Annotated in this window: 10 protein-coding genes; 3 read left to right on the top strand and 7 right to left on the bottom strand. The window is 68.2% G+C overall.

From position 1 onward, the window contains the following. The first annotated feature begins 700 nt into the window (after positions 1–700). The 3 genes from ENSA7_RS05310 to ENSA7_RS05300 are packed head-to-tail and all read left to right on the top strand — an operon-like array spanning position 701 to position 19,179. A complete protein-coding gene (locus ENSA7_RS05310) occupies positions 701–1,189 on the top strand; it encodes an acyl carrier protein (protein ID WP_146157358.1) in 489 nt (162 codons plus the stop codon). After that, a complete protein-coding gene (locus ENSA7_RS05305) occupies positions 1,186–14,484 on the top strand; it encodes a type I polyketide synthase (protein ID WP_106088102.1) in 13,299 nt (4,432 codons plus the stop codon). Before ENSA7_RS05310 ends, ENSA7_RS05305 begins: the two co-directional genes overlap by 4 nt. Further along, positions 14,485–19,179, top strand: coding sequence for a type I polyketide synthase (locus ENSA7_RS05300; RefSeq protein WP_106088101.1), 4,695 nt, complete (start codon positions 14,485–14,487; stop codon positions 19,177–19,179). Here the strand turns inward: ENSA7_RS05300 and ENSA7_RS05295 are convergent. From ENSA7_RS05295 to ENSA7_RS05270, 7 genes are all read right to left on the bottom strand, one after another. Then, on the bottom strand, positions 19,154–20,017 hold the full coding sequence (locus tag ENSA7_RS05295) for an SDR family oxidoreductase (RefSeq protein ID WP_181233201.1): 864 nt from the start codon (positions 20,015–20,017) through the stop codon (positions 19,154–19,156). The two genes, ENSA7_RS05300 and ENSA7_RS05295, sit on opposite strands and share 26 nt — an antisense overlap. A gap of 26 nt (positions 20,018–20,043) precedes the next feature. Beyond that, entirely contained in the window at positions 20,044–20,535 is a 492-nt protein-coding gene (locus ENSA7_RS43225) for a hypothetical protein (protein WP_181233199.1), read from the bottom strand. A gap of 278 nt (positions 20,536–20,813) precedes the next feature. Next, positions 20,814–21,698 carry a DUF6544 family protein gene (locus tag ENSA7_RS05290; protein ID WP_106088099.1) on the bottom strand — a complete coding sequence of 295 codons (885 nt, stop codon included), beginning with the start codon at positions 21,696–21,698 and terminating at the stop codon, positions 20,814–20,816. Between the two features lie 43 nt (positions 21,699–21,741). Then, positions 21,742–23,997 carry a molybdopterin-containing oxidoreductase family protein gene (locus tag ENSA7_RS05285; protein ID WP_181233197.1) on the bottom strand — a complete coding sequence of 752 codons (2,256 nt, stop codon included), beginning with the start codon at positions 23,995–23,997 and terminating at the stop codon, positions 21,742–21,744. Next, a complete protein-coding gene (locus ENSA7_RS05280) occupies positions 23,994–24,371 on the bottom strand; it encodes a response regulator (protein WP_181233195.1) in 378 nt (125 codons plus the stop codon). The genes ENSA7_RS05285 and ENSA7_RS05280 overlap by 4 nt, the downstream gene beginning before the upstream one ends. Before the next feature lie 105 nt (positions 24,372–24,476). Next, a complete protein-coding gene (locus ENSA7_RS05275) occupies positions 24,477–24,857 on the bottom strand; it encodes a hypothetical protein (protein WP_146157357.1) in 381 nt (126 codons plus the stop codon). 11 nt (positions 24,858–24,868) lie between these two features. Continuing rightward, on the bottom strand, positions 24,869–25,429 hold the full coding sequence (locus ENSA7_RS05270; RefSeq protein ID WP_181233193.1) for an OmpA family protein: 561 nt from the start codon (positions 25,427–25,429) through the stop codon (positions 24,869–24,871). Positions 25,430–25,521: the final 92 nt, after the last annotated feature.

The following is a 25,521-nucleotide window of genomic DNA, read 5'->3' as shown; positions in this document are numbered from 1 at the left end:
TTAGCTCTGGCGGCAGTTTTAAGATGGTCACAGCGATCCTCGTTTGGTCTTGCGGGTTGGAGCCTGCGTTCGCGAGGGAGCGAACGCGCCAGAACGTGGTTGCACGGGCCGGGTCACGTCGACGCAGTTTATGGCCTTTTGGCCAGCGAGCGCAAGCGCCCCCTCTCTGGTGTGCGGGGGTCGCGAGTGGGGAGCCGCTCACAATTGGGACCGCCCGCTGGTCAGCCGATCCACGAATCCGTCTGCGCTCGCGTATGGCGCGCAGAGCGAGACGAACGCATGACAAACTGCCGCCCGATCACCACCACATCTCGCGATGTGCTGGTGAGGCGTGCAGCCCCGACTCGCTCGCGACGCTGCGCAGTTTCCACGTCCTGACGAACCCACCGATCGACATGTGGTGACAATTTTTGGCGCGAGCTCGATGAAGCAGGCGGGCCCAAAAGGGGGCGTGATCGCCCGGGATCACCCAATTAGCGAATTCGCTCGCTCGTCTCGAAGCGCGCAACATTCCCTCCCCATAGGTGCAGAACACCCGTGACTTCAGTCACCAGATCACGCAGGGTAGTCCGCGATGACTCAGCTCCCGGGTCAACGCACTGTCATCACCACCCAACACGACGCGGTGCCGGCCGCAGCAGGAACGCTCGCGATCGACAGCTCGAACCACATGACCGACGTCGCACGAGAGCATGAACCCGTGACCAAGTCCGCCGAACAGAAAAATCTGCGGGCGCATCTCGAACGGGCCACGGCAGCCCTCGAGCAAGCCAAGCAACGACAACGGGCGCGACTGGACGCCTCACGGGAGGCGCACGAGCGGGGCCGCTTGCGGCCCGCGTCGCTCCACCGCGGCGAGTGGCAGCGCTCGGCCGCGAGTGGGATATCGGTCACACCGACGGGCCCGCTGGCGTTCACCGCCCGCAGTCCAAGCGCGCTCCGCCGTCAAGTCCCGCGTGATCGAGCGCCGCTCGACCTGGTCCACTCGGAGATCGCCTCGGTGCTCGGCGATCGTCCGCGCGAGGAGCTCGGGCTCGACTCGCTGGTCACCGTCGAGCTGCGCAATCGACTGCAGGTGTGGACCGGCCTGCAGCCGGCATCGCTGCGGATCGACCCCCCGTCACCCAGCCGCCCGGACGAAGCCTCGTTCGACATGTTCGACAGCAAAATTGAGGGAATGAACTCATGACAGAGTCAGGTGAAAAGAAGCTTCGCTCCTACCTCGAACGGGCGACGGCGGCACTTCGGCACACCAAACAGCGGCTGCAAGAGCTCGAGTCGCGGCAGCACGAGCCAATTGCAATCGTCGGCATGGCCTGTCGCTACCCGGGCGGCGTCGAGAGCCCCGAGCAGCTCTGGAAATTATTGGAGAGCGGCACGGACGCTATCTCGGGTTTCCCCAAGGATCGCGGCTGGGACACTGCCGCGCTGTATGATCCTGATCCGGATCGCGCTGGCAAGACGTTGTCGCGCCAGGGTGGGTTTCTGCACGACGCCGCGCTGTTCGACCCGAAGTTCTTCGATATCAGCCCGCGCGAGGCGGCGAGCATGAGCCCTCAACAGCGGCTGCTGCTCGACACCTCATGGGAGGCAATTGAGCGGGCGACGCTGCGCCCCGACGCCCTCCGCGGGAGCGACACCGGGGTGTTCGTCGGTGTCATGTACTACGACTATGGCGCTCGCTTGATGGCTGATCCCGAGGCGCTCGAGGGCTACACCTGGATCGGCAGTTCAGGCAGCGTCAGCTCTGGCCGCGTGTCGTACACCCTTGGCCTCCAGGGTCCGGCGATCACCGTCGATACAGCATGCAGCTCGTCCCTCGTGTCGATCCATCTGGCCTGCCAGTCGCTGCGCCGAGGTGAGTGCCAGCTGGCCCTGGCCGGTGGCGCCACGGTCATGGCGACACCGACGATCTTCATCGAGTTCTCCCGCCAGCGCGGGCTCGCGCCCGATGGCCGCTCAAAAGCGTTCTCGGACCACGCCGACGGCGTCGGCTGGGGCGAGGGGGCGGGCATGCTCGTGCTCGAGCGCCTGTCTGATGCCCAAAAACACAACCACCCCGTCCTCGCTGTGATTCGCGGGAGCGCCCTCAATCAAGACGGCCGCAGCCAGGGTCTCACCGCGCCGAATGGCCCCGCTCAACAACGGGTGATCATGAGCGCGCTGGCGGACGCGATGCTCGAGCCCGGCGACGTCGATCTGCTCGAGGCACACGGCACCGGAACTCGCCTGGGTGACCCGATCGAGGCCTACGCGCTCAAGGCAACCTATGGCCGCGCGCACTCGAGCGAGCAACCACTGTTTCTGGGTTCGCTCAAGTCCAACGTCGGTCACACCCAAGCGGCGGCCGGGGTCGGTGGTGTCATCAAGCTGGTGCTCGCCCTGCAGCGTGGCCTCATGCCGCGCTCGCTCTACGCGGACCAACCAACGGCTCAGGTCGACTGGAGCGACGGGCGTATCAAGCTGCTGGCGGAGGCGCAGCCATGGCCAGCAGGTGATCGTCCTCGGCGAGCGGCGGTCTCCTCGTTCGGCATCTCTGGCACCAACACCCATCTCATCGTCGAGGAGCCACCACCACTGGCCGCGCGCCCGCCCGCGAGCGTGCTCGCCGAAGGCCTCGCGGTCCCGCTCGTGTTCACCGCGAGGGATCCGTCGGCGCTCCGCCGCCAGGCCGCGCGACTGCAGTCGCACCTCGTCGACAACCCCGACTGCGAGCTCATCGATCTCGCCTGGTCGCTGTGGGCCACGCGTACCCAGTTCGAGCTGCGCGGCGTGATCGTTGCCGGCACCCGCGCGACGGCGATCCATGAGCTGGCCGAATTCGCCGCCGACCGACCGTCTGCGAGCTCGACCATCTGCGAAGCCGTCACCGGCCCGAGTCTCGCCGTGCTGTTCACTGGCCAAGGGAGCCAGCGCCTCGGTATGGGACGCGAGCTTCACCGCGTGCTTCCGGTGTTCCGCGCGGCCTTCGATGACATCTGTTCGAAGTTCGACGGGCTGCTCGACCAACCACTGCGCGACGTCGTGTTTGCCGCGCCCGGGTCGTCCAACGCCGGCCTGATCGACGAGACAGCGTACACCCAGCCGGCTCTGTTCGCCCTCGAGGTGGCCCTGTTTCGGGTGCTCGAGCGCTGGGGTGTGCGACCCACCGTGGTCATGGGTCACTCGATCGGCGAGCTCGCGGCCGCCCATGTCGCGGGGCTGTGGAGCCTCGCGGACGCCTGCAAGCTGGTCGCTGCGCGTGCGCGCCTGATGCAGGCGCTGCCGCGTGGCGGCGCCATGGTCTCGATCGCGGCGAGCGAGGCCGAGGTCACCGAGGCCCTCGCCAACCACTCCAGCCTCGTCGACATCGCCGGACTCAACGGAGTCATGGCGACGGTCATCTCTGGCGACCACGACGCCGTCATGGCGGTCGCGGCCCAGTTCGAGGCCGACGGTCGCAAAGTCCGGCGCCTCACGGTCAGTCATGCATTTCATTCATCGCACATGGAGCCGATGCTGGCCGAGTTCGGCCGGATCGCCGCCACGCTGAGCTACGAGAGCCCACGGATCCCGCTGATCTCGAACGTGACGGGAGAGTTCGTGAACGAGGCCGAGCTGCGGTCTCCCGAGTACTGGGTTCGCCACGTCCGCCACGCGGTGCGCTTCCTCGACAGCGTCCGTACCCTCGAGCAGGCCAATGTCAACCTCGCCCTCGAGCTCGGGCCCCACGGGGTGCTGTCCGCCATGGCTTCGGCCTGCCTGTCGGACGCGGGCCGCGAGGCGCTGACGCTCGTCGCCAGTCTCCGCCGGGATCGCAGCGAGCCCGACTGCTTGGCCCAGGTCGTGGGCGCACTGCATGGCGTCGGCGTGGAGATCGACTGGCCCCAGTGGTTCGCTGACCAGGGCCACGAGAGTCCGCGGCTCGTCGAGCTGCCGACCTACCCGTTCGCGCGAGAGCACTACTGGATCGAAGCGCCCAACCTCGCTGGCCGGCCGAGCCCCGGCGTCGACCTCTCGGGACATCCGCTGCTCAGCGCCTTCGTCGCGGTCGCCGCGGACGACACGGTCTTGTTCACGGGGCAGCTGTCCCTCGGCGAGCAGCCCTGGTTGGCCGACCATGCTGTCCACGGCCACGTCATCGTGCCCGGGACCGCGCTCCTCGAGCTGGTGATGGCCGCGGCGGCGCAGCTCGAGCTCCCGGTGGTCGAGCTGAGCTTCGAGGCTCCGCTCGCGCTCTCAGAAGATCGCGCGGTCGCAGTTCAGCTTCACGTCGATGTCCCCGACGCCGACGGTCAGCGGGCGCTGACCCTGCACTCCCGCCTCGCCATCGACAACGCCAGCTGGAGTCGCCACGCGAGCGGGTCGATCGGACCCAGCCTCGACACGACCACGCCAGCTGCGCTCCCCTGGCCGCCGCAGGGGGCGGAGCCGATCGACTTGACCGACGCCTACGCACGCCTCGACGCGAGCGGGCTCGGCTATGGGCCCAACTTTCAGGGCTTGCGGACGGCCTGGGCTCGCGGGGCCGAGCGGTTCGTGGAGGTGCAGCTGCCGGACCCGGAGGACGGCGACGACTACCGCCTACACCCCGCGCTGCTCGACGCGGCGCTGCATGTGCTCGCGCTGACCGAGCGCGACGACGGTCGCGTGTTGCTGCCCTTCGCCTGGTCGGGCTTTCGCCTCCACGCTGACGGCGCGTCGCTGCTCCGCGTGCACCTGCGCCCGACCGACTCGGTCGCCAGCGATCTGACGCAGAGCTTCAGCCTCACCGCGTTCGACGTCGCCGGGCAGCCCGTGGCCTCGGCCGAGAGCCTGAGCCTGCGCGCAATCGTGGCCGCCGACCTGCGTGCGGTGGACACCCGGGTGGGCCGCGACGCGATGTATCGCCTGGGGTGGACGCCGCTCGAGCTCGCGGTGACGCCCGAGCGTTCGAAGTGGGTCGCGCTCGGCCGCACCGCGCTCGGCCTGCGCTCGGTCCCGGATCTCGACGCCCTGCGCCGTGAACTCGACGATGGCGCGTCACCGCCCGACCGCATCGTGGTGCCGCTGCTGGATCCCGCGACCGATCCTGTGGCCGAGACCGCTGCCGCGCTCGCGCTGCTGCAAGCCTGGCTCGACGACGAGCGCCTCGCACATACACCGCTCGGGTTTGTCACGCGTCGCGCCGTACACGTCGACGCGGCGCCGGGCGTCGATGACCTGGCCCGCGCGGCGATCTGGGGGCTGGTCCGAACCGCGCAGTCCGAGCATCCCGATCGTGATCTGGTCCTCCTCGACTTCGATCTCGCGCCGCTGTCGACCGCGGCGATCCCCGCGGCGCTCGCGAGTGGTGCGGCTCAGTTGGCGCTGCGCGACGGCGTCGCGTACATCCCCCAGCTCAGGGCGCACGAGCTCCCCGAGCCAGACGACGAGACACCGCTCGGCCAAGGCGCGGTGCTCATCACCGGTGGCACTGGCGGGCTCGGCTCGTTGCTCGCGCGTCACCTCGTCGAGCGTCACGGCGTCCGTGAGCTGGTCCTGTGCTCGCGCCGCGGCCCCGCGACGCCCGGCGTCGACGTGCTTCGCAGCGAGCTCGAGGCCGCTGGTGCGTCGGTCTCGATCGTCGCTTGCGACCTCGCCGATCGCAACGCCGTGGCCGAACTGTTGGCCACAGCCTCGAAGCGGTGCGCGCTCTCGGCCGTGATCCACAGCGCGGGCATCCTGGACGACGGCGTGGTGAAGTCGCTCACGCCCGAGCGCGTCGCCCGGGTGTTTGGACCCAAGGTCCTGGCCGCGACCCACCTCCACGAGCTCACCGCGGGGCTCGAGCTCGCGGCGTTCGTGCTGTTCACATCGATCTCCGGGCTCACGGGCAACCCGGGCCAGGGCAGCTACGCGGCCGCCAACACCTACCTCGACGCGCTCGCAGCCCACCGTCGCGACCACGGCCTGCCCGGGCTCAGCCTCGCATGGGGACCGTGGGAGCAGGTGGGCATGGCCGCGCAGCTGAGCGAGGCCGACCGCGCCCGCCTGCTCCGCGCGGGGCTCGTCCCGCTGCAGCCCGCCGAAGGTCTCGCGTTGTTCGACGCTGCGATCGCCATCGCTGGCCACAGCGCCGACACGCCGAGCCTCACCCCCACCCGGTTCGACACCGCTTCACTGACCCGCCGTCGTGACAGCATCGCACCGATCCTGCGCTCACTCGTGCGCGCGCCGGTCCGTCGCGCGTCGAAGGGCCCAGCTTCCAGCGGCTTGGCGGCCGAGCTCGCCCAGCTGCCCAGCAGCGAGCACACCCGCGCGCTGATCGATCTGGTCCGCGCGGAAGCGGGCGCGATCCTCGGGCTCGGCACGGACCTCGCCATCGCGCGCCCGCTTCAGGAGATGGGCCTCGACTCGCTGATGGCCGTCGAGCTGCGCAACCGCCTGCAAGAGCGGTCCGGCCTGCGCCTGTCAGCCACGCTGTTGTTCGACTACCCGACCGTCGAGGCGCTCGCGGGGCTCCTGCTGCGCGAGCTCGTCACGAGCAGCGCAACCGTCGAGCCCGCCGCGATCTCCAAACCGACGCGTCGTGAGGACGGCGCCGATCCAATCGTGGTCGTGGCCATGGCGTGCCACTACCCCGGGGGCATCACCACGCCCGAACAGCTGTGGGACCTCATCCTCGCCGGCGAGGATGTGATCTCCGAATTCCCGACCAATCGCGGCTGGGACGTCGACGGACTGTTCGACCGGGATCCCGACCACCCCGGCACCTCGGTCTCCCGCGAAGGTGGGTTCGTCCACGACGCGGCCGAGTTCGACGCTGGCTTCTTCGGCATCTCGCCGCGCGAAGCGACCTCGATCGATCCACAGCAGCGGCTGCTGTTGGAGACGTCCTGGGAGGCGATCGAGCGGGCTGGAATTCCGGCCGAGACGCTGCGCGGGACCGCGACCGGGGTCTTCGTCGGCATCATGTACAGCGACTACGGAAGCCGCATGTACGCCGCTCCGGAGTCGCTCGAGGGGTACGTGGCGATCGGCAGCGCGCCCTCGGTCGCGTCGGGCCGCATCGCCTACACGCTCGGACTCGAGGGACCTGCGCTGACTGTCGACACGGCGTGCAGCTCCTCGCTGGTGGCCATGCACCTGGCCGCGCAGGCGCTGCAAAATCACGAGTGCGACCTCGCCCTCGCTGGCGGCGCGACGGTCATGGCGACCCCGACCGTGTTCATCGAGTTCAGCCGACAACATGGGCTGGCCACCGACGGTCGCTGCAAGTCCTACTCGGACGGGGCCGATGGCGTTGGCTGGGGTGAGGGAGCCGGCATGCTCGTGCTCGAGCGCATGTCCGACGCCAAGGCCAACGGCCACCCGATTCTCGCCATCTTGCGGGGCTCGGCGGTCAACCAAGACGGCCGGAGCCAGGGCCTCACCGCGCCGAACGGACCCTCGCAACAGCGAGTCATCAGGTCTGCGCTCGCCAACGCTGGCCTGTCGCCAGCGGACATCGACCTCGCCGAGGGACACGGTACCGGCACTCGGCTCGGCGATCCCATTGAAGTGGGCGCCCTGCAGGCGGTCTACGGCGTGGCGCGGGAGCAGCCGCTGTGGCTCGGTTCGGTCAAGTCGAACATTGGGCACACACAGGCCGCAGCGGGGGTGGCGGCCGTCATCAAGGTCATCCTCGCGATGCAACATCAGACCTTGCCGCGCAGCGTCCACGCCGAGCAACCGTCGTCCCACATCGAGTGGAGCGAGCGCGTGCAATTGCTGACCGACTCACGGCCGTGGCCAGCGGAGGTTCATCCGCGTCGCGCCGCCGTCTCGTCGTTCGGCATCTCGGGCACCAACGCGCACGTGATCCTCGAACAGGTCGAGACCCAGCCGGCCCCATCGTCGATCGCGTTGGATCTCGCCGTACCGCTCTTGCTGTCCGCGCACAGCGAGGCGGCGCTCGTCAGCCAAGCCCACCGCGTCCGCGAGCTCGTCGCCGCGGGTACCGAGTCGATCAGCAATATTGCCTACAGCCTGGCGTGTCTGCGCACGCACCTCGACCATCGTGTCGTGGTCGCGGCCGCGGACCCGCAAGCTCAGCTGGACGGCCTGGACGCGATTGGAGGCCGCGGACACCCGCAGGTGCTCGTGGCCGAGGCTCGCAAGGCCGCTCGACTCGCGCTGTTGTTCACCGGTCAGGGCGCGCAGCGGCGCCGGATGGGCAGCGAGCTCTACGAGTCCCAGCCCGTGTTCCGCGACGCGTTCGACCAGCTGTGCGCCAACTTCGACCGGCTGCTCGATGCACCGCTCGCGGAGGTCGTGTTCGCCGAGGAGAGCGACCCTCGGCTCGACCAGACCGCGTTCACGCAGCCAGCGCTGTTCGCCCTCGAGGTCGCGCTGTTTCGCTTGATCGAGTCGTGGGGGGTCGCGCCCGACGTTCTGGTCGGACACTCGATCGGTGAGCTGGCGGCCGCGCACGTCGCCGGCGTGTTCAGCCTCGAAGACGGTTGCAAGCTCGTCGCCGCTCGTGGACGCCTCATGCAGGCGCTGCCCGAAGGCGGGGCGATGTACTCGCTCCAGGCCAGCGAGGATGAGGTCCTCGCGGTCCTAGACCAACACCCTGGGGTCGACATCGCCGGCCTCAACGGGCCGATATCTACGGTCGTATCCGGCGATGAAGCCCCGGCGCTCGCGCTCGCCGACCACTTTCAAAACCTCGGCCGCAAGGTCCAGCGACTGTCCGTGTCGCATGCGTTTCACTCGCATCGCCTGGACCCGATGCTCGAAGCGTTTGCCGAGGTCGCGGCGTCAATTGCCTATCGGCCAGCGAAGCTCCCGATCATCTCCAATCTCACTGGCGCGCTCGTCGAGCCAGCGGAGCTGGGTTCGGCTGACTACTGGGTCCGCCATGCACGCTCGACGGTTCGGTTTCTCGACAGCGTGCGCACCCTCGAGCAGCAGGGCGTCAACGTCTGCCTGGAGCTCGGCCCTCACGGGGTGCTCTCCGCCATGGCTGCCGGCTGTCTGTCGGACGCGGCCGACGGGGCGATGGCGCTGGTCCCCGCGCTGCGCCGCGATCAGCCCGAGGGCGAGACGCTGGCGCTGGCGCTGGGTGGGTTGCACTGTCACGGCGTCGTGATCAACTGGGCGGCCTACTTCCAGCCGTTCAGCCCTCACCGTGTCGACCTTCCAACCTACGCGTTCCAGCGCCAGCCGTATTGGCTCGACTCGCCTCAGGCTTCACGCTCCTCCGAATCCGCCGACTCCGCAGCGGAGATTTGGTCCGCGGTCGACCGTAGCGAGATTGACGATCTGACGCGGGTGCTCGATCTCACCGAACCCGAGCAGCGAGACGCGCTCGCCAAGCTGCTGCCCTCGCTGACGTCCTGGCGGCGCAAGCAGCACTACGCCGCCGCACGCCCGCGCCCGCTGCTCGACGAACTCGAGCTGCCCGGCAGCGAAGCGAGCAGCGGCGGGCTCGCCCACCTGCGCGACCTGTCGGCGACTGAGCGGTTTCGGAGCCTGGTGAAGCTCGTGCGCGAGCAACTCGCGCTGGTCCTCCGGATCTCCGACTCCGTCAGCATCTCTGCAACGATGGGGTTCGCGGATCTCGGCCTCGATTCGCTCATGGCCGTCGAGTTTCGCGCGGGACTCCAGCGCGAGACCGGCCTCGAGCTACCGGCGACGCTGGCGTTCGATCATCCAAACCCCGAGCGCCTCGCTCGCATGCTCGAGGACGCGCTCGGCTTCGCCGATGATGCCGTCACCGATGCGACCATGGCCCTCGCACGCGATGGCAGCCACGAGAGTGATTGGGCCGAGCCCATCGCGATCGTTGGTATTGGCCTTCGCCTCCCTGGCAGCGTGGGTGACCTGAAGACCCTGTGGGGAAACCTCGTCGACGAAGTCGATGCCGTCGTGCCGATCCCATTCACGCGATGGGACGCCGACGCATACTATGACCCTGATCCTGATCTCGTGGGCAAGACCTACGTGCGCGAGTCAGCGCTCCTCGATCAGATCGACCAATTCGATCCGACCTTCTTCAACATCAGCCCACGCGAGGCCGTGGCCATGGATCCTCAGCATCGGCTGCTGCTCGAAGCCAGCTGGGAGGCGCTCGAGCGGGCTCATATTCTGCCGAGCTCGCTGGTCGACACGCCCACGGGGGTGTTCGTGGGGACGACGGCGAGCGACTACGCCACCCAGCGCGGTTGGAGCCAGAGTGACGCCTACGGTGTCGCTGGCACCCTCGGCTCATTCTCCGCCGGTCGCCTCGCCTACACGCTTGGGCTGCAGGGGCCAGCGATGTCGGTCGACACCGCGTGCTCATCTTCGCTGGTCGCGCTGCACCTCGCCTGCACCTCGCTGCGAAGTGGCGAGAGCGACCTCGCCCTCGCCGCGGGTGTGCAGCTCCAGGTCGACCCCGACGTGTTCGTGGCGTTTGCGCGAACGCGGGCCCTGGCACCGGACGGTCGCTCGAAGACCTTCTCCGAGCTCGCCAACGGCTACGGTCGCGGTGAGGGCATCGTGGTCGTGGTGCTGCAGCGCTGGTCCGACGCGAAGGCGGCGGGCAAGCCCGTGCTCGCGCTGGTCCGCGGCTCAGCGGTCAACCACGACGGTCCGAGCAGCGGGATCACGGCGCCCAGCGGGACCTCGCAGCAGAAGGTGCTGCGCTCAGCGCTCGCCCACGCACGGCTCGAGCCGGGCGACATCGACTTCGTCGAATGTCACGGGACGGGCACTCCCCTCGGCGATCCCATCGAGGTCCAGGCGCTCGCCGCGGTCTACGGCCGGGGTCGTCCAGCCGAGGCTCCGCTTCTCATCGGCGCGATCAAGCCGAACATTGGGCACCTCGAGGCGGCGGCCGGACTCGCGGGCGTCGCCAAGGTCCTGGCCGCGATGCAGCACGGTGAGCTGCCGGCGACCATCCACACACGGCCTCGCAACTCACACATCGCGTGGGACGAACTGCCCGTGGAGGTCGTCGACACCCGGCGCGTGTGGACGAACCGCGAGGGCCAACCTCGGCGCGCGGCGGTGTCGTCGTTCGGCATCTCGGGCACCAACGCGCACGTCATTCTCGAGCAGCCCCCGCAGCTCGAGCGACCGACACCAGCGCGGCCGAGCGCCCCAGCGCTGCCGTTCATGTTGTCGGCGCGTAGCGACGCCGCGCTGACGGAGCAGGCGGCGCAGCTGCGGGCCCACGTGCTCGCGCACTCGGAGCTCGCGCCCATCGACATCGCGCACTCGTTGGTGGCGACGCGCGAGCAATTCGAGCGGCGCGCGTATGTGGTCGCAAGCTCCCGCGAGCAGCTGGACGCGGAGCTGCAGAGCTTTGACCCGACCCTCGCGGTCACCGCCCATCGCAGCCCCAAGCTGGCGCTCATGTTCACGGGAGGCGGCGCGCAGCGAGCCGAGATGGGTCGGGAGCTCGCGCAGCTGTATCCAAGCTTCGCCGAGACCATCGAGCGGATCTTCGTGGAGTTCGACAAGCACCTCGACGTCTCGCTGCGAGAGCTGATGTTCGCGCCGGCGGACACCGAGGCCGCGGCGTATCTGGATCGCATCCAGTACATGCAGTGTGCCCTGTTCGCGCTGGGTGTGGCGCTGTATCGGCTGCTGGAGTCGTGGGGGCTCGAGCCGGACTTGCTGCTCGGCCACTCCAACGGCGAGCTGGTGGCGGCTCACGTGGCGGGCGTGTTCTCGCTGGCGGACGCGTGCACGCTGGTGGCGGCGCGCGGACGGTTGATGCAGGCGCTGCCGCCCGGCGGCGCGATGCTGTCGGTCCAGGGCTCCGAGCGAGAGGTCGCCGAGCTGCTCGAGCAGTTCCCAGGGGTGGATATCGCGGGCATCAACGGTCCGATGTCCACGGTGGTGTCGGGTGACGAGGAGCCGGTGCTCGAGCTCGGAAACCACTTCGCCGCGCTCGGTCGCAAGACGACGCGCCTGGCCGTGAGTCAGGCGTCGCACTCGCAGCGCACGGAGCCGATCCTGGACGAGCTGCGCGAGGTCGTGCGGTCACTGGATCTGCGACCGCCAACGATCAAGCTGGCTTCGACGGTGACCGGCGAGATGGCGACAGCACAGGATCTGACCGATCCAGAGTACTGGGTGAGGCACGTACGCCAGGCGGTGCGGTTCTCCGACGCCGTGCGAGTGCTGGAGCTCGGGGGCGCGAACGTGCTGCTCGAGATCGGCCCGGCGGGCGTGCTGGCGCCGATGGCAGGCGGCTGTCTGCGCGACGGTGAGCGGGTTGGCTTGGTCACTGCGCTGAGGCGCGACGAGCCCGAGCAGGACGGCCTGGCGAAGTGCCTCGGCCTGCTGCATGGCTACGGGGTCGAGCTCGACTGGGGAGCCGTGCTGGGCCGGTATCAACCCCGGACGGTAGAGTTGCCCACGTACGCGTTTCAGCGCGAGCGCTACTGGCATGAGGTTCAGACCAAGCCAAAGCTGGTCGACTCGGTCGGGTTCGCCGACAACGGGTTCTGGGCCGCCGTCGAAGACGAGGATCCAGACAAGCTCGTCACGCTGCTTGGCGCCGATCAGACGGTCGACACCGCGATCCGCTCGGCGCTGCCCATGTTGGCGGCGTGGCGTCGCCGTCAGAGCCAGCGCCACGCCGTCGCCGACTGGCGCTACTCGATCCGCTGGCGACCGTTGGCCGCCTCCAAGCCCCTGGCTGGGGCGTCGCTCGTGGTCGTCACCGCCGCCCTCGCCGAGCGCTCGGAGGTCCAGCAGATTGCGACTGCGGTGGCCGGCGACGCCATCATGGTCGTGGATCCGGCGTGGTCCCGGCAGAAGGTCGGCGAGGTGCTGCGCGCGCGACTCGACCCGTCGGTCGCGACGCGGGTCGTGTCCCTGCTCGCGCTCGATGAACAACCGCATCCCGATCAGCCTGTCGTCCCTCGCGGCCTTGGCCTCAACATGTTGCTGACCCAGGCAATCGCAGATATCGACGCCGACGCTCGCCTGTGGCTCGTGACCCGCGGCGCCGTGTCGACTGGCGAGGCGGACGCTCTCGAGCACCCCTTGCAAGCGATGACCTGGGGGTTTGGGCGGGTCGTCGCGCTGGAGCGCCCGCAGCAGTGGGGTGGCCTGATCGATCTCCCCGCGCAGCTCGACGGTGCCCAGCTCGACCGCCTGGTCGGAGGGTTGGCGCGCACCGACCTCGCCGACGAGCTCGCGCTTCGACAAGCAGGGCTGTTCGGGCGCCGGTTGGTCCCGCTGCCGTTCGACGACAGCTTCTCCGAGCCGTTCCGCGCGAGGGGGACCGTGCTGATCACCGGTGGAACCGGGGCGCTGGGAATGCACTTGGCGCGGTGGCTGGCCAAGCACGGCGCCGAGCATCTGGTCCTGGTGAGCCGCCGCGGCGCGCGAGCGCCTGGTGCCGACGCCATGCAAGCCGAACTGCAACAGCTCGGGGTCGAGGTGACGCTCGCGGCGTGCGACATCAGTGACCGCGACGCGCTCACCGAGCTGTTCACCCGCGTCCAAGCATCAGGGCCCCCGCTACGCGCGGTGTTCCACCTGGCGGGTCTCATCGCTGACATGCTGCTGACGGAGCTGAACGTCGACGCCTTGGCCAAGCCAATCGCGCCCAAGGTGGGCCCCGCGATCCTTCTGGACGAGCTGACCGCCGAACTCGAGCTCGACGCGTTCGTGCTGTACTCGTCCTTGTCGAACACCCTCGGCAACATGGGACAGGCCAACTATGCGGCAGCCAACGCGTTCCTCGACGCGCTCGCGCAGCGCCGCCGCGCACGGGGCCTCCCGGCTTCGGCGATCGCGTGGGGGCTGTGGGCTGGCGGTGGCATGGCGGCCGGGCTCGAGGACCAGGTCATGGACAACGGGTTCCGTGCGATGCAACCCAGCGTCGCGCTCGATGCCCTCGGTCTGAGCCTCAACAGCCAAGACGCGTCCGTCTCGATCTTCGACATCAACTGGGCCGACTTTGCGACGGCGTTCCCCGAGGCGCGGCCGCTGCTCGACGAGATCGAGCTACCCGTGGATGACCCGATCGCCGACGGCGCCGAGCCTCCGCTGCTCGCCGAGCTGCGCGAGCTGTCGTCGGAAGAGCGGCTTCGTCGGCTCACCAGCGCGGTCCTGGCCCAAGTTGCGGCGGTGCTCGGCAAGAGCGACTCGAGCATGGAACCCTCGACACCATTCTCGGACCTCGGCCTCGACTCGCTCATGGGCGTCGAGCTCCGTCAGCGCCTGCAGCACGAGCTGGGGCTCAAGCTCCCCGCGACCTTGGTCTACGACCACCCGACGCCGGACCGACTCGCCGAGCACCTCGAGCAGCAGCTGCCGCGCGCCCAAGTCACGCTGGTGGGGGACGACCTGCTCGCGTTGTTGGCGAAGATCCCCCGGTCCAAGCTCGACAGCTCGGGCATCCTCGAGCAACTTCAGCGGCTCGCCTCCGACGAGCAAGTCCAGCGGCCCGCCTCCGACGCCTCACCAACGACCGACGTGGAGGATTCGTACCTCGACGAGCTCGGTGATGACGAGCTCCTCGACGAGGCAAACTCGATCCTGGGAGACCTCTAGATGAACGAAACCCCGCAGGACAAACTCAAGGCTACCCTCGTCAAGGCGTTGCGTGAGGTCGCGCGACTTCGAAAGCGGACCGCCGAGCTGGAAGGGGCCTCGGCTGAGCCGATCGCGGTTGTCGGCGTCGGCCTGCGCCTTCCAGGTGGGGTGACGGACCTCTCCAGCCTCTGGGCCATGCTCAGCGCCGAGGTCGACAGCGTCGCTCCGATCCCGCTCGAGCGCTGGGACGTCGAACCCTACTTCGACCCCAACCCCGACACGATCACCAAGACCTATGTCCGCGAGGCCGCGCTGCTCGAGCGCGTCGATCAATTCGATCCTGCGTTCTTCAACATCACGCCCCACGAGGCCGAGGCGCTCGATCCCCAGCACCGGCTGTTGCTCGAGGCCGCCTGGGAGTCACTCGAGCGAGCAGGCATCGCGCCGCGGACACTCGTGGATTCGTCCACGGGCGTGTTCGTGGGGATCGGTCCGAGCGACTACGAGCGCTGGCAGGATCTCGTCGAGTCTGACGTCTACGACCTGCTCGGCTCACTCACGTCGTTCGCGGCTGGCCGGCTGTCGTTCACGCTGGGCTTGCAGGGCCCATCGATGCCGATCACGACGGCGTGTTCCTCGTCGCTGGTCGCGCTGCACCTCGCCCGCGCGTCATTGCTGGCCGGAGAGTGCGACCTCGCCCTCGCGGCTGGCGTGCAGGTTCTCGTTCATCCAGATGCGTTCGTGGCGTTGGCCCGGACGCGAGCGCTGGCCCCAGACGGACGCTCCAAGACCTTCTCCGCGCTTGCCGACGGCTATGGCCGCGGCGAGGGCGTCATCGTGCTGGCGCTGCAGCGCTGGTCCGACGCCCAGGCGGCCGGGCGCCCCGTGCTCGCGCTGCTCCGCGGCTCAGCCGTCAACCACGATGGCCCGAGCAACGGGATCACCGCCCCGAATGGGACCTCCCAGCGCAAGCTGCTGCAGGCAACGCTCAACAGCGCCGGGCTCGAGCCGGCGGACGTCGACTTCGTCGAGTGTCACGGGACCGGGACCTCGCTCGGTGACCCGATCGAGGTTCAGGCGCTCGCTGCCGTGTACGGTCGAGATCGCCCTGCTGATCGCCCGCTGTTGATCGGCGCGATCAAGCCCAATGTCGGGCACCTCGAGTCGGCGTCCGGGCTCGCGGGAGTCGCCAAGGTGCTGGCGGCCATGCAGCACGGCCAGCTACCTGCGACCCTCCACACCCAGCCTCGCAACCCGCACATCGACTGGGACGACTTGCCCGTGGAGGTCGTCGACAAGCAGCGGACCTGGACGCCTCCCGCCGGACAGCCGCGGCGAGCCGCCGTGTCGGCGTTTGGATTGTCGGGCACGAACGCTCACGTCATCCTCGAGGAAGCTCCGCGCGTCGAACGAGCGGGCGAGCGGCCGAGCCCACCTGCGCTCCCGTTCGTGTTGTCCGCGCGCAGCGACGCCGCGCTGTTGGACCAGGCCGCGCGCCTGCGAGCCTACCTGCAGGGCAAGCCAGAGCTGGCGCTCGTCGATGTCGCGCACTCGTTGGTGGCGACCCGCGAGCAATTCGAGCGCCGCGCGTACGTGGTCGCCAGCTCGCGTCAGCAGCTCGACGCCGGCCTCGAGCGTGTCGATGCCGGCCTCGCGTTCACAGCGAAGCGGGGTCCGCAGCTGGCCGTGTTGTTCACGGGTCAGGGCTCACAACGCCTCGGGATGGGCCGTGAGCTCGCGCAGGCGTACCCGGAGTTCGGCACCACGCTCGAGCAAATCTTCACCGAGTTCGACCCCTACCTCGACGTATCGCTGCGCGAGCTGATGCTCACCGCGACCGGGGAGCAGTCGGCCGAGTTGCTGGATCAGACGGCGTACACGCAGCCGGCCCTGTTTGCGCTGGAGCTGGCGCTGTTTCGGCTGCTCGCGTCGTGGGGACTCGCGCCGGACATCCTGCTCGGGCACTCGATCGGCGAGGTCGTCGCGGCGCACGTGGCCGGAGTGTTCTCGCTCGCCGATGCCTGCAAGCTGGTCGCGGCGAGGGGCCGGCTCATGCAGGCGCTGCCGTCCGGCGGCGCGATGCTGTCGATCCAGGCCTCGGAGCAGGACGTCGTGGCGGTGCTCGAGCGGTACCCCGGAGTCGACATCGCGGGACTCAACGGTCCGCTGTCGACCGTGGTGTCTGGCGACGAACGACCGATCCTCGCGCTGAGCGAGCACTTCGCGGGCCAGGGCTGCAAGACCCGTCGGTTGACCGTGAGCCATGCATTTCACTCGTCGCGGATGGAGCCGATGCTCGCAGAGTTTCGCGCGGTCGTGCAGTCACTGAGCCTCCAGGCGCCGACGCTCGCGGTCGTGTCGAACGTGACGGGTGGGATCGCCACCAAGGAGCAGCTGACGGACCCGGACTACTGGGTCCGGCACGTACGCCAGGCGGTGCGGTTCCTGGACGGCGTGCGGACCCTGGAGAGCCAGCGTGTGGGCGTGATGGTGGAGCTCGGCCCCCAGGCGGTGCTGGCCGCGATGGCGAGCAGCTGCCTGCACGACAACGAGCAGATCAACGTGGTGACATCCCTGCGGCGAGACGAGTCGGAAGCCGAGGGACTGGCCAGGTGCCTGGGTTCGTTGCACGCATGCGGCGTCAAGCTGGACTGGGCGGCGGTGCTGCGGCGGTATCAGCCGCGGCAGGTCGACCTGCCGACCTACGCGTTCCAGCGCCAACGCTACTGGCTCGAGGTCTCGAAGCGCCGGACCAGGACCACGCGCTCGTTGGGCCTGCTCGGTGAACGCATCGCGTCGCCACTCGCCGTCGCACAGTTCCGCGCGATCCTCGACCCCAGCCAACTGCCACTTCACGTCAAGGGGGCGTCGACGCACCTGCATCCCGCGGTCATGTTGTCGATGGCCCTGCTCGCCGCCGACCAAGTCTCAGGCGGCTCGGGTCCAACGGAAGTTGCTGCGCAGCTCGAGTCGAGCCTGACGCTGGTGAGCGAGCGAGAGACCACGGTCCAATTGTTGGTCCATCCGCTGAAAGCTGGCATCGCGGAGTATGAGCTCCACGCCCAAGATGCCGAGCGATCGGACACGTGGCAGCTCCTTGCCCGCGGTTCATTGAGCTCCCAGGAGCCGTCGAGCCCGCGGCCAACGAGCGTACACACGACCGAGGCCATCGCTACGATTGGGCCGATGCCGTTCGCGTGTACGCCGACATCCCCGGCAGCCTTTGTCGCGCAGTTGCTGACCGAGAGCGGGGCCTTCGACCTCGAGCTCAAGCCTCGACCGTCAGACCTCGGCGACTATCCACTGCACCCGGCACACCTCGACGCGGCGGTCCAGCTTGGACTGTGGCTCAGCTCTGGCCGCGGAGCGACGCCGATCGCCTACGAGATCATCAGCTGGGCCCGCGCGCAGGTCTTCGCCGAGCTGCCGGCCAAGCTCCGCCTGCACCTCTGGCAGGAGGACGCGGCGTCCCAAGCTGATGAGGTGGTGTTCGACGTGTTGTTCGAGTCCCTCGAGGGTCACGCGCTCGCCAGGATCGACGGGCTGCGGGCACGCAACCTTGGTCCCATCGACCTCACGCTCCTCGGCGACAGCTCGCAGACCATCGAGTCGCGGCTGTGCGAGCTGGCCAAGAGTACGCTCGCCGTGGCCCCCGAGCTCGACACCGACCTCGCCCGAGATACCCACGCGGACTCACTGTCGATCATTGCGTTCATGGCCGCCGTCCAGCGAGAATTCTCCGTTGGTCTGCAGCTGCTGTTCAGCTCCCAGTCGTTCTCTGTTCGGTCGTTGGCTGCCGCGATTCGAGGAGACGAAGTGGCCCCAAAATCCCGCGAGTTCGACTATGCTCAGCCTCCATCGCCCGGCCGCGTCGACGTGCGGCAGGTCGCGGCCGAGCAGCTGCCGGGGGGCTACGCGCTCGAGCCCGCGTCCACGACGTGGATGTGTTCGCTGGCCGATAGCTTCGAGATCGAGGTCGCCGAGTTCGGCGAGGGCGCGCCGCTGGTGCTGCTGGCACCGTTCAACAGCGAGTGGCCGATCTGGACGCCCGTCATCAAGCGCATGATGGCGGACCACCGAGTCCTCGCGGTCAATTACCCTGGTTCCGGGCGTAGTAGGCGGAGCGGCGACCTCGACGACATGTCCCAGCTCGTTGCCTGGCTGTGCTGGGTGTTCGACGCGCTCGAGCTGACCGGCGTCACCCTCGTTGGCTGGTCGTTTGGGGGCTTCGTCGCCCAGAAGTTGTCCGTCGTTCGACCGGATCTGGTCTCACGCATGGTCCTCGTCAACACGACGGCCAAGCTCGGGAGCGCCGAGACAGCCGTCGATTCCGCGAATATGGTGACGACCCTGAACACGCACTTCGAACAACTCCTCGCTGCCGCTCCCCCTGACCAACGAGAGGTCATCAGGAGCATGGTCTATCACGGGCAAGATCAGCGGAGCTTCGATATCGCCTATCACAAGATGCTCACGACCTGGGACTTCCGGGATGAACTGGCTCAGATTCGCCAACCCACGATCGTGGTGTCGGCAATCAACGATCCACTCGTTCCACCGGAGGCCAGCGGTCAGATCGCAGATCTAGCCATGTCGGCGGAGCATCGCATTCTCGATCACTCCGGACACTACGTGCCGACCTTCGCTCCCGAGACGCTCTGCAGCTACTTGCGCGAGGCTCGGGCGGCTACTCTTCCACGAGCGCCAGGTTGACCGTCTTTGCGATCAACGCAAACCACGCCTCGTCATCATCGTCGGCGACCTGACCCAGGCTCAACCATTCTTCGTCTGAAGTCCGACGTCGGCCGTGCATGAGCGGCTTTGCGGAGCCCGCATAATACCGCAGCTTGGGCTCCGGATCGGTGAGCGCACCCGCGACGACCTCGGCCACAGTGACCGCAGGCATGGCACGTTTCGCCGGATCGGAGTAAATGAGCCGACCGCGACGAATGTGCTTGGCGTAGGGGCCACTCGGCGGCTCCCCGCCTTGCGCCTTCGGGAAAATTGGCGTCGCGATGAAGCCCGGCTCGAGGATGATGACTCGAATACCCAAGCTGATGACCTCGAGCGCCAGGGACTCGGACATCGCCTCGATGGCGTGCTTGCTGGCGGCGTAGGCCCCACTGCCTGCGTTCGCGACGACGCCGGTCACAGAGCTCACGTTGATGATCGTACCGGAACGCCGCTCGCGCATTGACGGCAAGACAGCCGTAATCGTCTTCAGCATGCCGAAGTAGTTGACCTCGAACGTCTCCCTCGCGGCCGCGAGGGAGCCTTCAACGGTCTGAATCGTGCTGATCCCGGCGTTGTTGATCAGAACGTCGATATGCCCGGTCTGGTCGAGCGCGTCTGAGACCGCGCGTGTGACCGACTCATCGTCGGTGAGATCGAGCGCGAGTAGCCGAAGGTCGAGGTTTTCCTCCGCCGCAATTTTCTCGAGCGTGGACCCTGCGTCCAGATTTCGCATGGTCGCAAAAACGGTGTCCCCCAGGCGGGCTCGGTGCAGCGCCAGCGCTTCACCAATCCCGCTGCTGGTGCCCGTAATGAACACGACGAGAGGACTTGGGCGAGACATCGCTATGCAGTGGGGGCCTGGTAAGTGCTGGGGTCGAGCGACGAGGTCGGGAAGCCGGCAGCTTCGAGGCTCTTGTTGGACGCCCGAACGGCGTCTTCGATCGTGGGGAAGTAGGCGGCGTTGGTGTTTTCGCTGCCCGCGATCCAGACGATCGCCGTGATCACGCCTCGCATGAGCGGGTTCGTGACGACGAAGTTCACGCACAGAAGGCCGGGCGTGTGGGCGTCCATCTTCACGTATTCGCCCGCGGCTTTCCGCACGGTGGCGGGCGGCGGCCGAAGGCTCGACAGCACCAAGATCGTGACGATGGCCTCGTTCTGGGAGTGGGCGTATTTCGCCAGTTGGGCACGCCATGTCCCAAAGAAGAACTCCACTGATTTGAGCGTGAACGCCCCATTCATATGACAAAACACCACTGGATAGTAGCGATTGTCCATGGTGAGCACGCACCCATCATCCTCGTGAGTTATGACATCGTCGAAGGGGATCGCCATGTGTTCTGCCGTTCTTCGGTGGGGCGCCTACGAGCAACGGAGCTGGTTGGCTGCGAGGAGCATAGAGTCGTTCGGCCATCGAGCGCAAGGCCCGTCCGTAGAGCGGCCTAGGCGCGAAATGAGGCCACGCAGGGGTACAGCGAGGGTTCCGAAGCGACTCACCAATGCGTGCCTCACGCAGACCTCACGCATGCGATCCCTCGAAACAGAGCGGGACTGGTTGTTCACGCGAGCTCGCGCTCGAGTTGGGGCGAAACGCTACGCTAATGCGTCTCGCCTCACTCCTCCCGACCGGTATCCCACCGTCGCGGGATATCGAGTTCAAACCCTTCAACCCGCTTCTCGACATAGTGAAACACCTGCCCCGCCACGTGCCACTCCATGTCGATCTTCGTCGGCAGCTGCAGATCCCCACCCGAGCCAAACCCACGGTGCTCCGCATACCGCACCACCCAGCGAGCTGCCCCCGGCGGCTTCGCCCCCTCGTACGGCCGCTCATCCGTCTCGAACCGAACGACGTTCCCAAGCTCGTCGAAGAAGAACACCCCCGTGACCTCAATCACCCCATCGCGCAGGGTGAAGCTCGCCGAGTCCTCGCCGTGTTCGCCCCACTCGCGATCGTCGGCGGGCAACAGCGCCCCGGGAAACAGCGCGAGCCCGGCGACATGCCGCAGCAAGCTGGCACGTCGTGTCAGCTCATCGCTGTCGTCAATCGAGCTGACCGAGCTCATGAGCTTGGCCTGCATGCGGGCGCGGCCCCGCAGGTAGGTGCTCAGCACGTCGATCCAGACCAGCGGAAACGGTCGCAGCCGCGCGAACCACAGCATCCCGGGCGGGCTCGCGACCATGTACTCCTCGGCGACGAACTCGGTCCACGGCTGCCCGGGTCGGTGGCGGGTCGTGCCTGCCTCGCGCACGCGCACACACGACTGATGCGGCATGCCCTCGTGCAGGTTGCGCTGGAAGAAGCGGCGGGCCGGCTCGGGCAGCGCGGCGACGTCGGCCTCCTTGTAGTAGGTCGGGAGCGTCTCGATCTCCGCGAACAGCTCGACGACCTGGGCGTCGACGCGGCGCTCGAGGGCGGTCCGGTTGAGCAGCACGCCGACGGTCAGGCCGGCCAGCAGCGCGGCGAAGGTGAAGGTGAGCAGGGCCAGCAGCGGCATCGCGGGGCAGACTTAGCACCGCAAGCGCGGGCGAGGCCAGCGGTCATCCCGCGACGGCGCCAGCGGGGTCGTCGACGCCGATCCCGGACCACCTGGTGGGGTCGAAGGGCCCCGCAGCGGGCGTGACATCAACCACGAAGCCAGTGAGGTGGGCCATGCCCGAGACCTGCTCGAGCTGCTCGGCGCCGTCGGCCGCGAGCAAGTTGACGTTGACGCCCCGCGTCGCGGAGGCGACCGACAGGCCCCGCGCGTGCTGGTGGCCCCACCCGTGCGGCAAGGCCACGGCGCCGGGCATCAGATCGGCGAGCAGGCGCACGGGCACCCGCACGACGGCGGTCTGGGTGCGGACGTCGGCGTAGTCACCCTCGCTCAGGCCGAGCCGCGCCGCGTCTTGCGGGTGCACGTAGAGGTGATTGCTGTCAGTCGGCACGAAGTCCTGCAGGTTGTGGGTCCACGAGTTGTGGGTGCTGATCTGGCGCTTGGTGATGAGCTTGAGCCGGTGCGCGTCCCGACGCTCACGCTCGAAGTGGTCCTCGAGCTGCTGGGCCGCGGCCAACATCGGACCCGGGCACAGGTCGAGCTTGCCGTCGGGGGTCAGGACGCGCTGGCCCAGGAAGTCGTCGGCGACGTGGGGCTCGCGCGCGCGCCCGTGGGGGTGGGCGAGCAGCTTGGCGAACCCGCCCTGGCCCGAGACCCGCAGCAGCACGTCGAGCAGCAGCTCCTGGGGCAGCGCGGGCTGGCGGTCGGGGTGCTTGCTCGACCACCGCCACTTCCCGAGCTCGAGCATGCGCTGCGCGACCCGAGAGCCGAACAAGTTCACGCCCGCGGCCCGGCACAGATCCAGGTAGATCGTGGCCTCGTCGCGCTGCTCGCCCTGGGGCGGGATCACCTCGCGGGTGGCCTGCAAGTACGGCTTGGACTGCATGCCCAGCAGCAGCGGAAAGATGAACGGCAGATCCGGCCGCTGCATGGGCGAGGTGCAGGGCAGCACCCAGTGCGCGAGCGAAGCGGTCTCGCCCTGGAAGATGTCCAGGCACACCAACAGCTCGAGCTGCTCGAACGCTTCGCGCAGGCGGCCCGCGTTGGCCATGGTCAGCAGCGGGTTGCCGCCGGTCACGACCAGCGCCCGCACCTGCTTGGGGCCGGGGGTCAGGATCTCGTCGGCCAGGACCCCGCCCGGGAACGCGTCGTTGACCGCCCCGATGTTGCCGATCCGCGATCGATCGTCGCGCATCAGCACGCCATGCTTCACGCCGAATTTGGGGAAGTCGACGATCCCGCGCCCGACCAGGGTGCCACCGCGCCGATCGAGGTTGCCCGTGATCGCGTTGATCACCTCTTGCAGCCAGAACCCGATCGAGCCGTGGCTGCCCATGTTGACCCCGGTCGAGCTGTAGAGCGCGGCGCCGTCGGCTTGCAGGTACGCGGCAACGAGCTCGCGCAGCTTGGCGGCCGGGATCTTGGTGACCGCCGCCGTGCGCTCGGGGGCCCACGGGGCGGCGAGGGCGTCGAGCGCCTCGAACCCGCGCATGTGCGCGGCGACCCGCTCGCGCGCGACGCCGCCGCGGGCGAGCACCTCGTGCAGGAACGACAGATAGAAGAACGGATCGGTGTTGGGCCGAATGAACACGTGCTCGCCGGCCGCCTTGGCGGACTCGGTCTTGCGCGGATCCACGAACACCAGCTTGGTCCCGCGGGCCTCGAGCTCGCGCAGCCGCTTGACCGGGTTGGAGACCTGCAAGAACGACCACTTGGACACGGCCGGGTTGGCGCCAACGACGATCAGGCAGCGCGTGTGCTCGAGGTCCGGGAACGGCTGGGTGAACGGAAACCCATAGATGTGGCGGGCGACCGCGAACTTGTTGGCGCAGTCCTGGGTGGCCGAGGCGTACAGGCTGCCGGAGCCGATCGCGGTCATGAAGCCCGACGCGAACGCGGGGTGCAGGACCCCAAACCCGGCGGCGGTGCCGACGTACATGGCGATCGAGTCGGGGCCGTGGTCCCGGCGCAGCTGGGCGAGCTTGGCCCCGATCCCCGTCGTCGCCTGATCCCAGCTCGCGCGCGCGTAGTCGCCGTTTGGGCCGCGAGCGAGCGGGTACAGCAGCCGATCCGGGGAGTCGTAGAGCTTGTACTGCTTGAGCCCCTTGACGCACGAGAACCCGTCGGTCGCCACGTGCTGTGGATCTGGCCGGATCTTGGTGATCCGACGATCCGCGCCGTGACCTTCGGTGCTGACCTCGAGGCCACACAGGGCCTCACAGATGCGGCAGAAGGTGTGGTGGGTCTGGTCGGTGGTCACGCCGGCTCGAGCAGCTCCTGAACGCGCTGGGCCAGCGTGACTACCGAGTAGGGCTTGGCCAGGAACCCGCGCACGTTGGGAAATTCCTCGGAGCTGGGCAGGCACTCCTCGCCGAAGCCGCTGCTGAGCAGGACCAGGGTCGAGAAGCCGCGGCGCTGCATCAGGTAGAGCAGGCGCTCGGCGTTCATGTCCGGCAAGGTCGCGTCGAGCAAGATCAGCCCAATGTCGGGATGCGCGGCGAGCTGCGCCAGCGCTTGCTCGCCGTCGCTGGCGCTGACGACCTCGATGTTCACCCGCTGCAGCACGCGCTCAGCGATCTTGCGGACTGCGGGCTCGTCATCGACGACCAGCACCCGTTGATTTGAGCCTGACACCGATCCATGGTGTCGCGACAGACGCAGGCTGTCCATCCATCTTTGCAACGCAGTGGGGGACGAGCGCGCGATAACGTCGTCCCCCACCCTTGGTTCGAGCGTTTGCTACTGCGTGACTTGCCACGTGAAGCTGGCGGCCCCGTCGCGCATGTCCGGCTCGGACAGCGTGAGGCCCTCGATCTTCGACGCGACGCAGGTGCCGACGTCGGCGGACGCGGTGCTGTTCTTCTCGTCGACCACGGCGTTGGTGACCTTGCCGGACTTCTTCTCGACGGTGAAGTTGACGACGACCTTGCCCTTTTGGCCGGCGAAGCAGCCCTCGATGTCGCCCGTCTTGGTGTCGACGAGGCTGCGGGTGACGGTGCGGTAGTCGTCGGGGCCGCGCGCGATGCAGGCGACCGTCGTGAGCGCGACGCCGACACACAGCAGGCGCAGCGCAGCCCGCCGACGGCTGCGGGAAGTTTGGATAACACGTTGGGTGTTCATCATGGTGCTCCTCAGTGTCCGGCTCCGGGCCTGCCTCGCGCGCCGCCCTTGCCGGCCGCGGCGCCAGCTTCGGGCTCGTCCCCGGTGGCCATCTTGGTGACCTTGAACTCGACGCGGCGGTTGGCGATCCGGCCCTCTTCGGTGTCGTTGTCGGCGACTGGATCGGATGACCCTTTGCCGTGCGACATCAGGCGGTCGACGTCGATACCGTGGGATTTCAGGTAGGCCATGACCGAGGCGGCGCGATCGGTCGACAGCTTGTCGTTGTGCTTCTTCGAGCCCTCGGAGCTGGTGTGTCCGATGACGTCGAGCTGCTCGATGCGGGGGGTGTCCTGCATCACCTTCACGACGGCGTCGAGGAGCTCGTGCGAGACAGCCTTGATCTCGGCCGAGTCGTACTCGAACTGGATCATGCCGTCGATCACGATGTGGTCGCCGGAGAGCTTCGCGCGCGCTTCTGGCTCGGGTTCAGGTTCGGGTTCGGGCGCGGCGAGCTTGTAGTTGACCGTGTCGTTGAACGCGATGGGTCCACAACCGGTCGCCAACAAGCCGAGCCCCAGGGCCGCCGCCACAATGGACGCGGTACAGTGCTTCACTGGCATGGTCGGTAATTGCGCTTCCTGCGTCTGGTTGGCAACCGCGCAGTTGCTAGAGCATGGGTCGT

Origin of the sequence: Enhygromyxa salina, from assembly GCF_002994635.1 — a bacterium.
GTDB classification, from domain to species: Bacteria; Myxococcota_A; Polyangia; order Nannocystales; family Nannocystaceae; genus Plesiocystis; species Plesiocystis salina_B.
Note: the sequence above shows the minus strand (reverse complement) of the source record. Positions and strands in the feature narration are given on the sequence as shown.

Excerpts from the sequence above, each read along its gene's own strand:
- ENSA7_RS05305 (WP_106088102.1), top strand. The coding sequence starts at position 1,186 with ATGACAGAGTCAGGTGAAAAGAAGCTTCGCTCCTACCTCGAACGGGCG.
- ENSA7_RS05300 (WP_106088101.1), top strand. The coding sequence starts at position 14,485 with ATGAACGAAACCCCGCAGGACAAACTCAAGGCTACCCTCGTCAAGGCG.
- ENSA7_RS43225 (WP_181233199.1), bottom strand. The coding sequence starts at position 20,535 with ATGGCGATCCCCTTCGACGATGTCATAACTCACGAGGATGATGGGTGC.
- ENSA7_RS05290 (WP_106088099.1), bottom strand. The coding sequence starts at position 21,698 with ATGCCGCTGCTGGCCCTGCTCACCTTCACCTTCGCCGCGCTGCTGGCC.
- ENSA7_RS05275 (WP_146157357.1), bottom strand. The coding sequence starts at position 24,857 with ATGAACACCCAACGTGTTATCCAAACTTCCCGCAGCCGTCGGCGGGCT.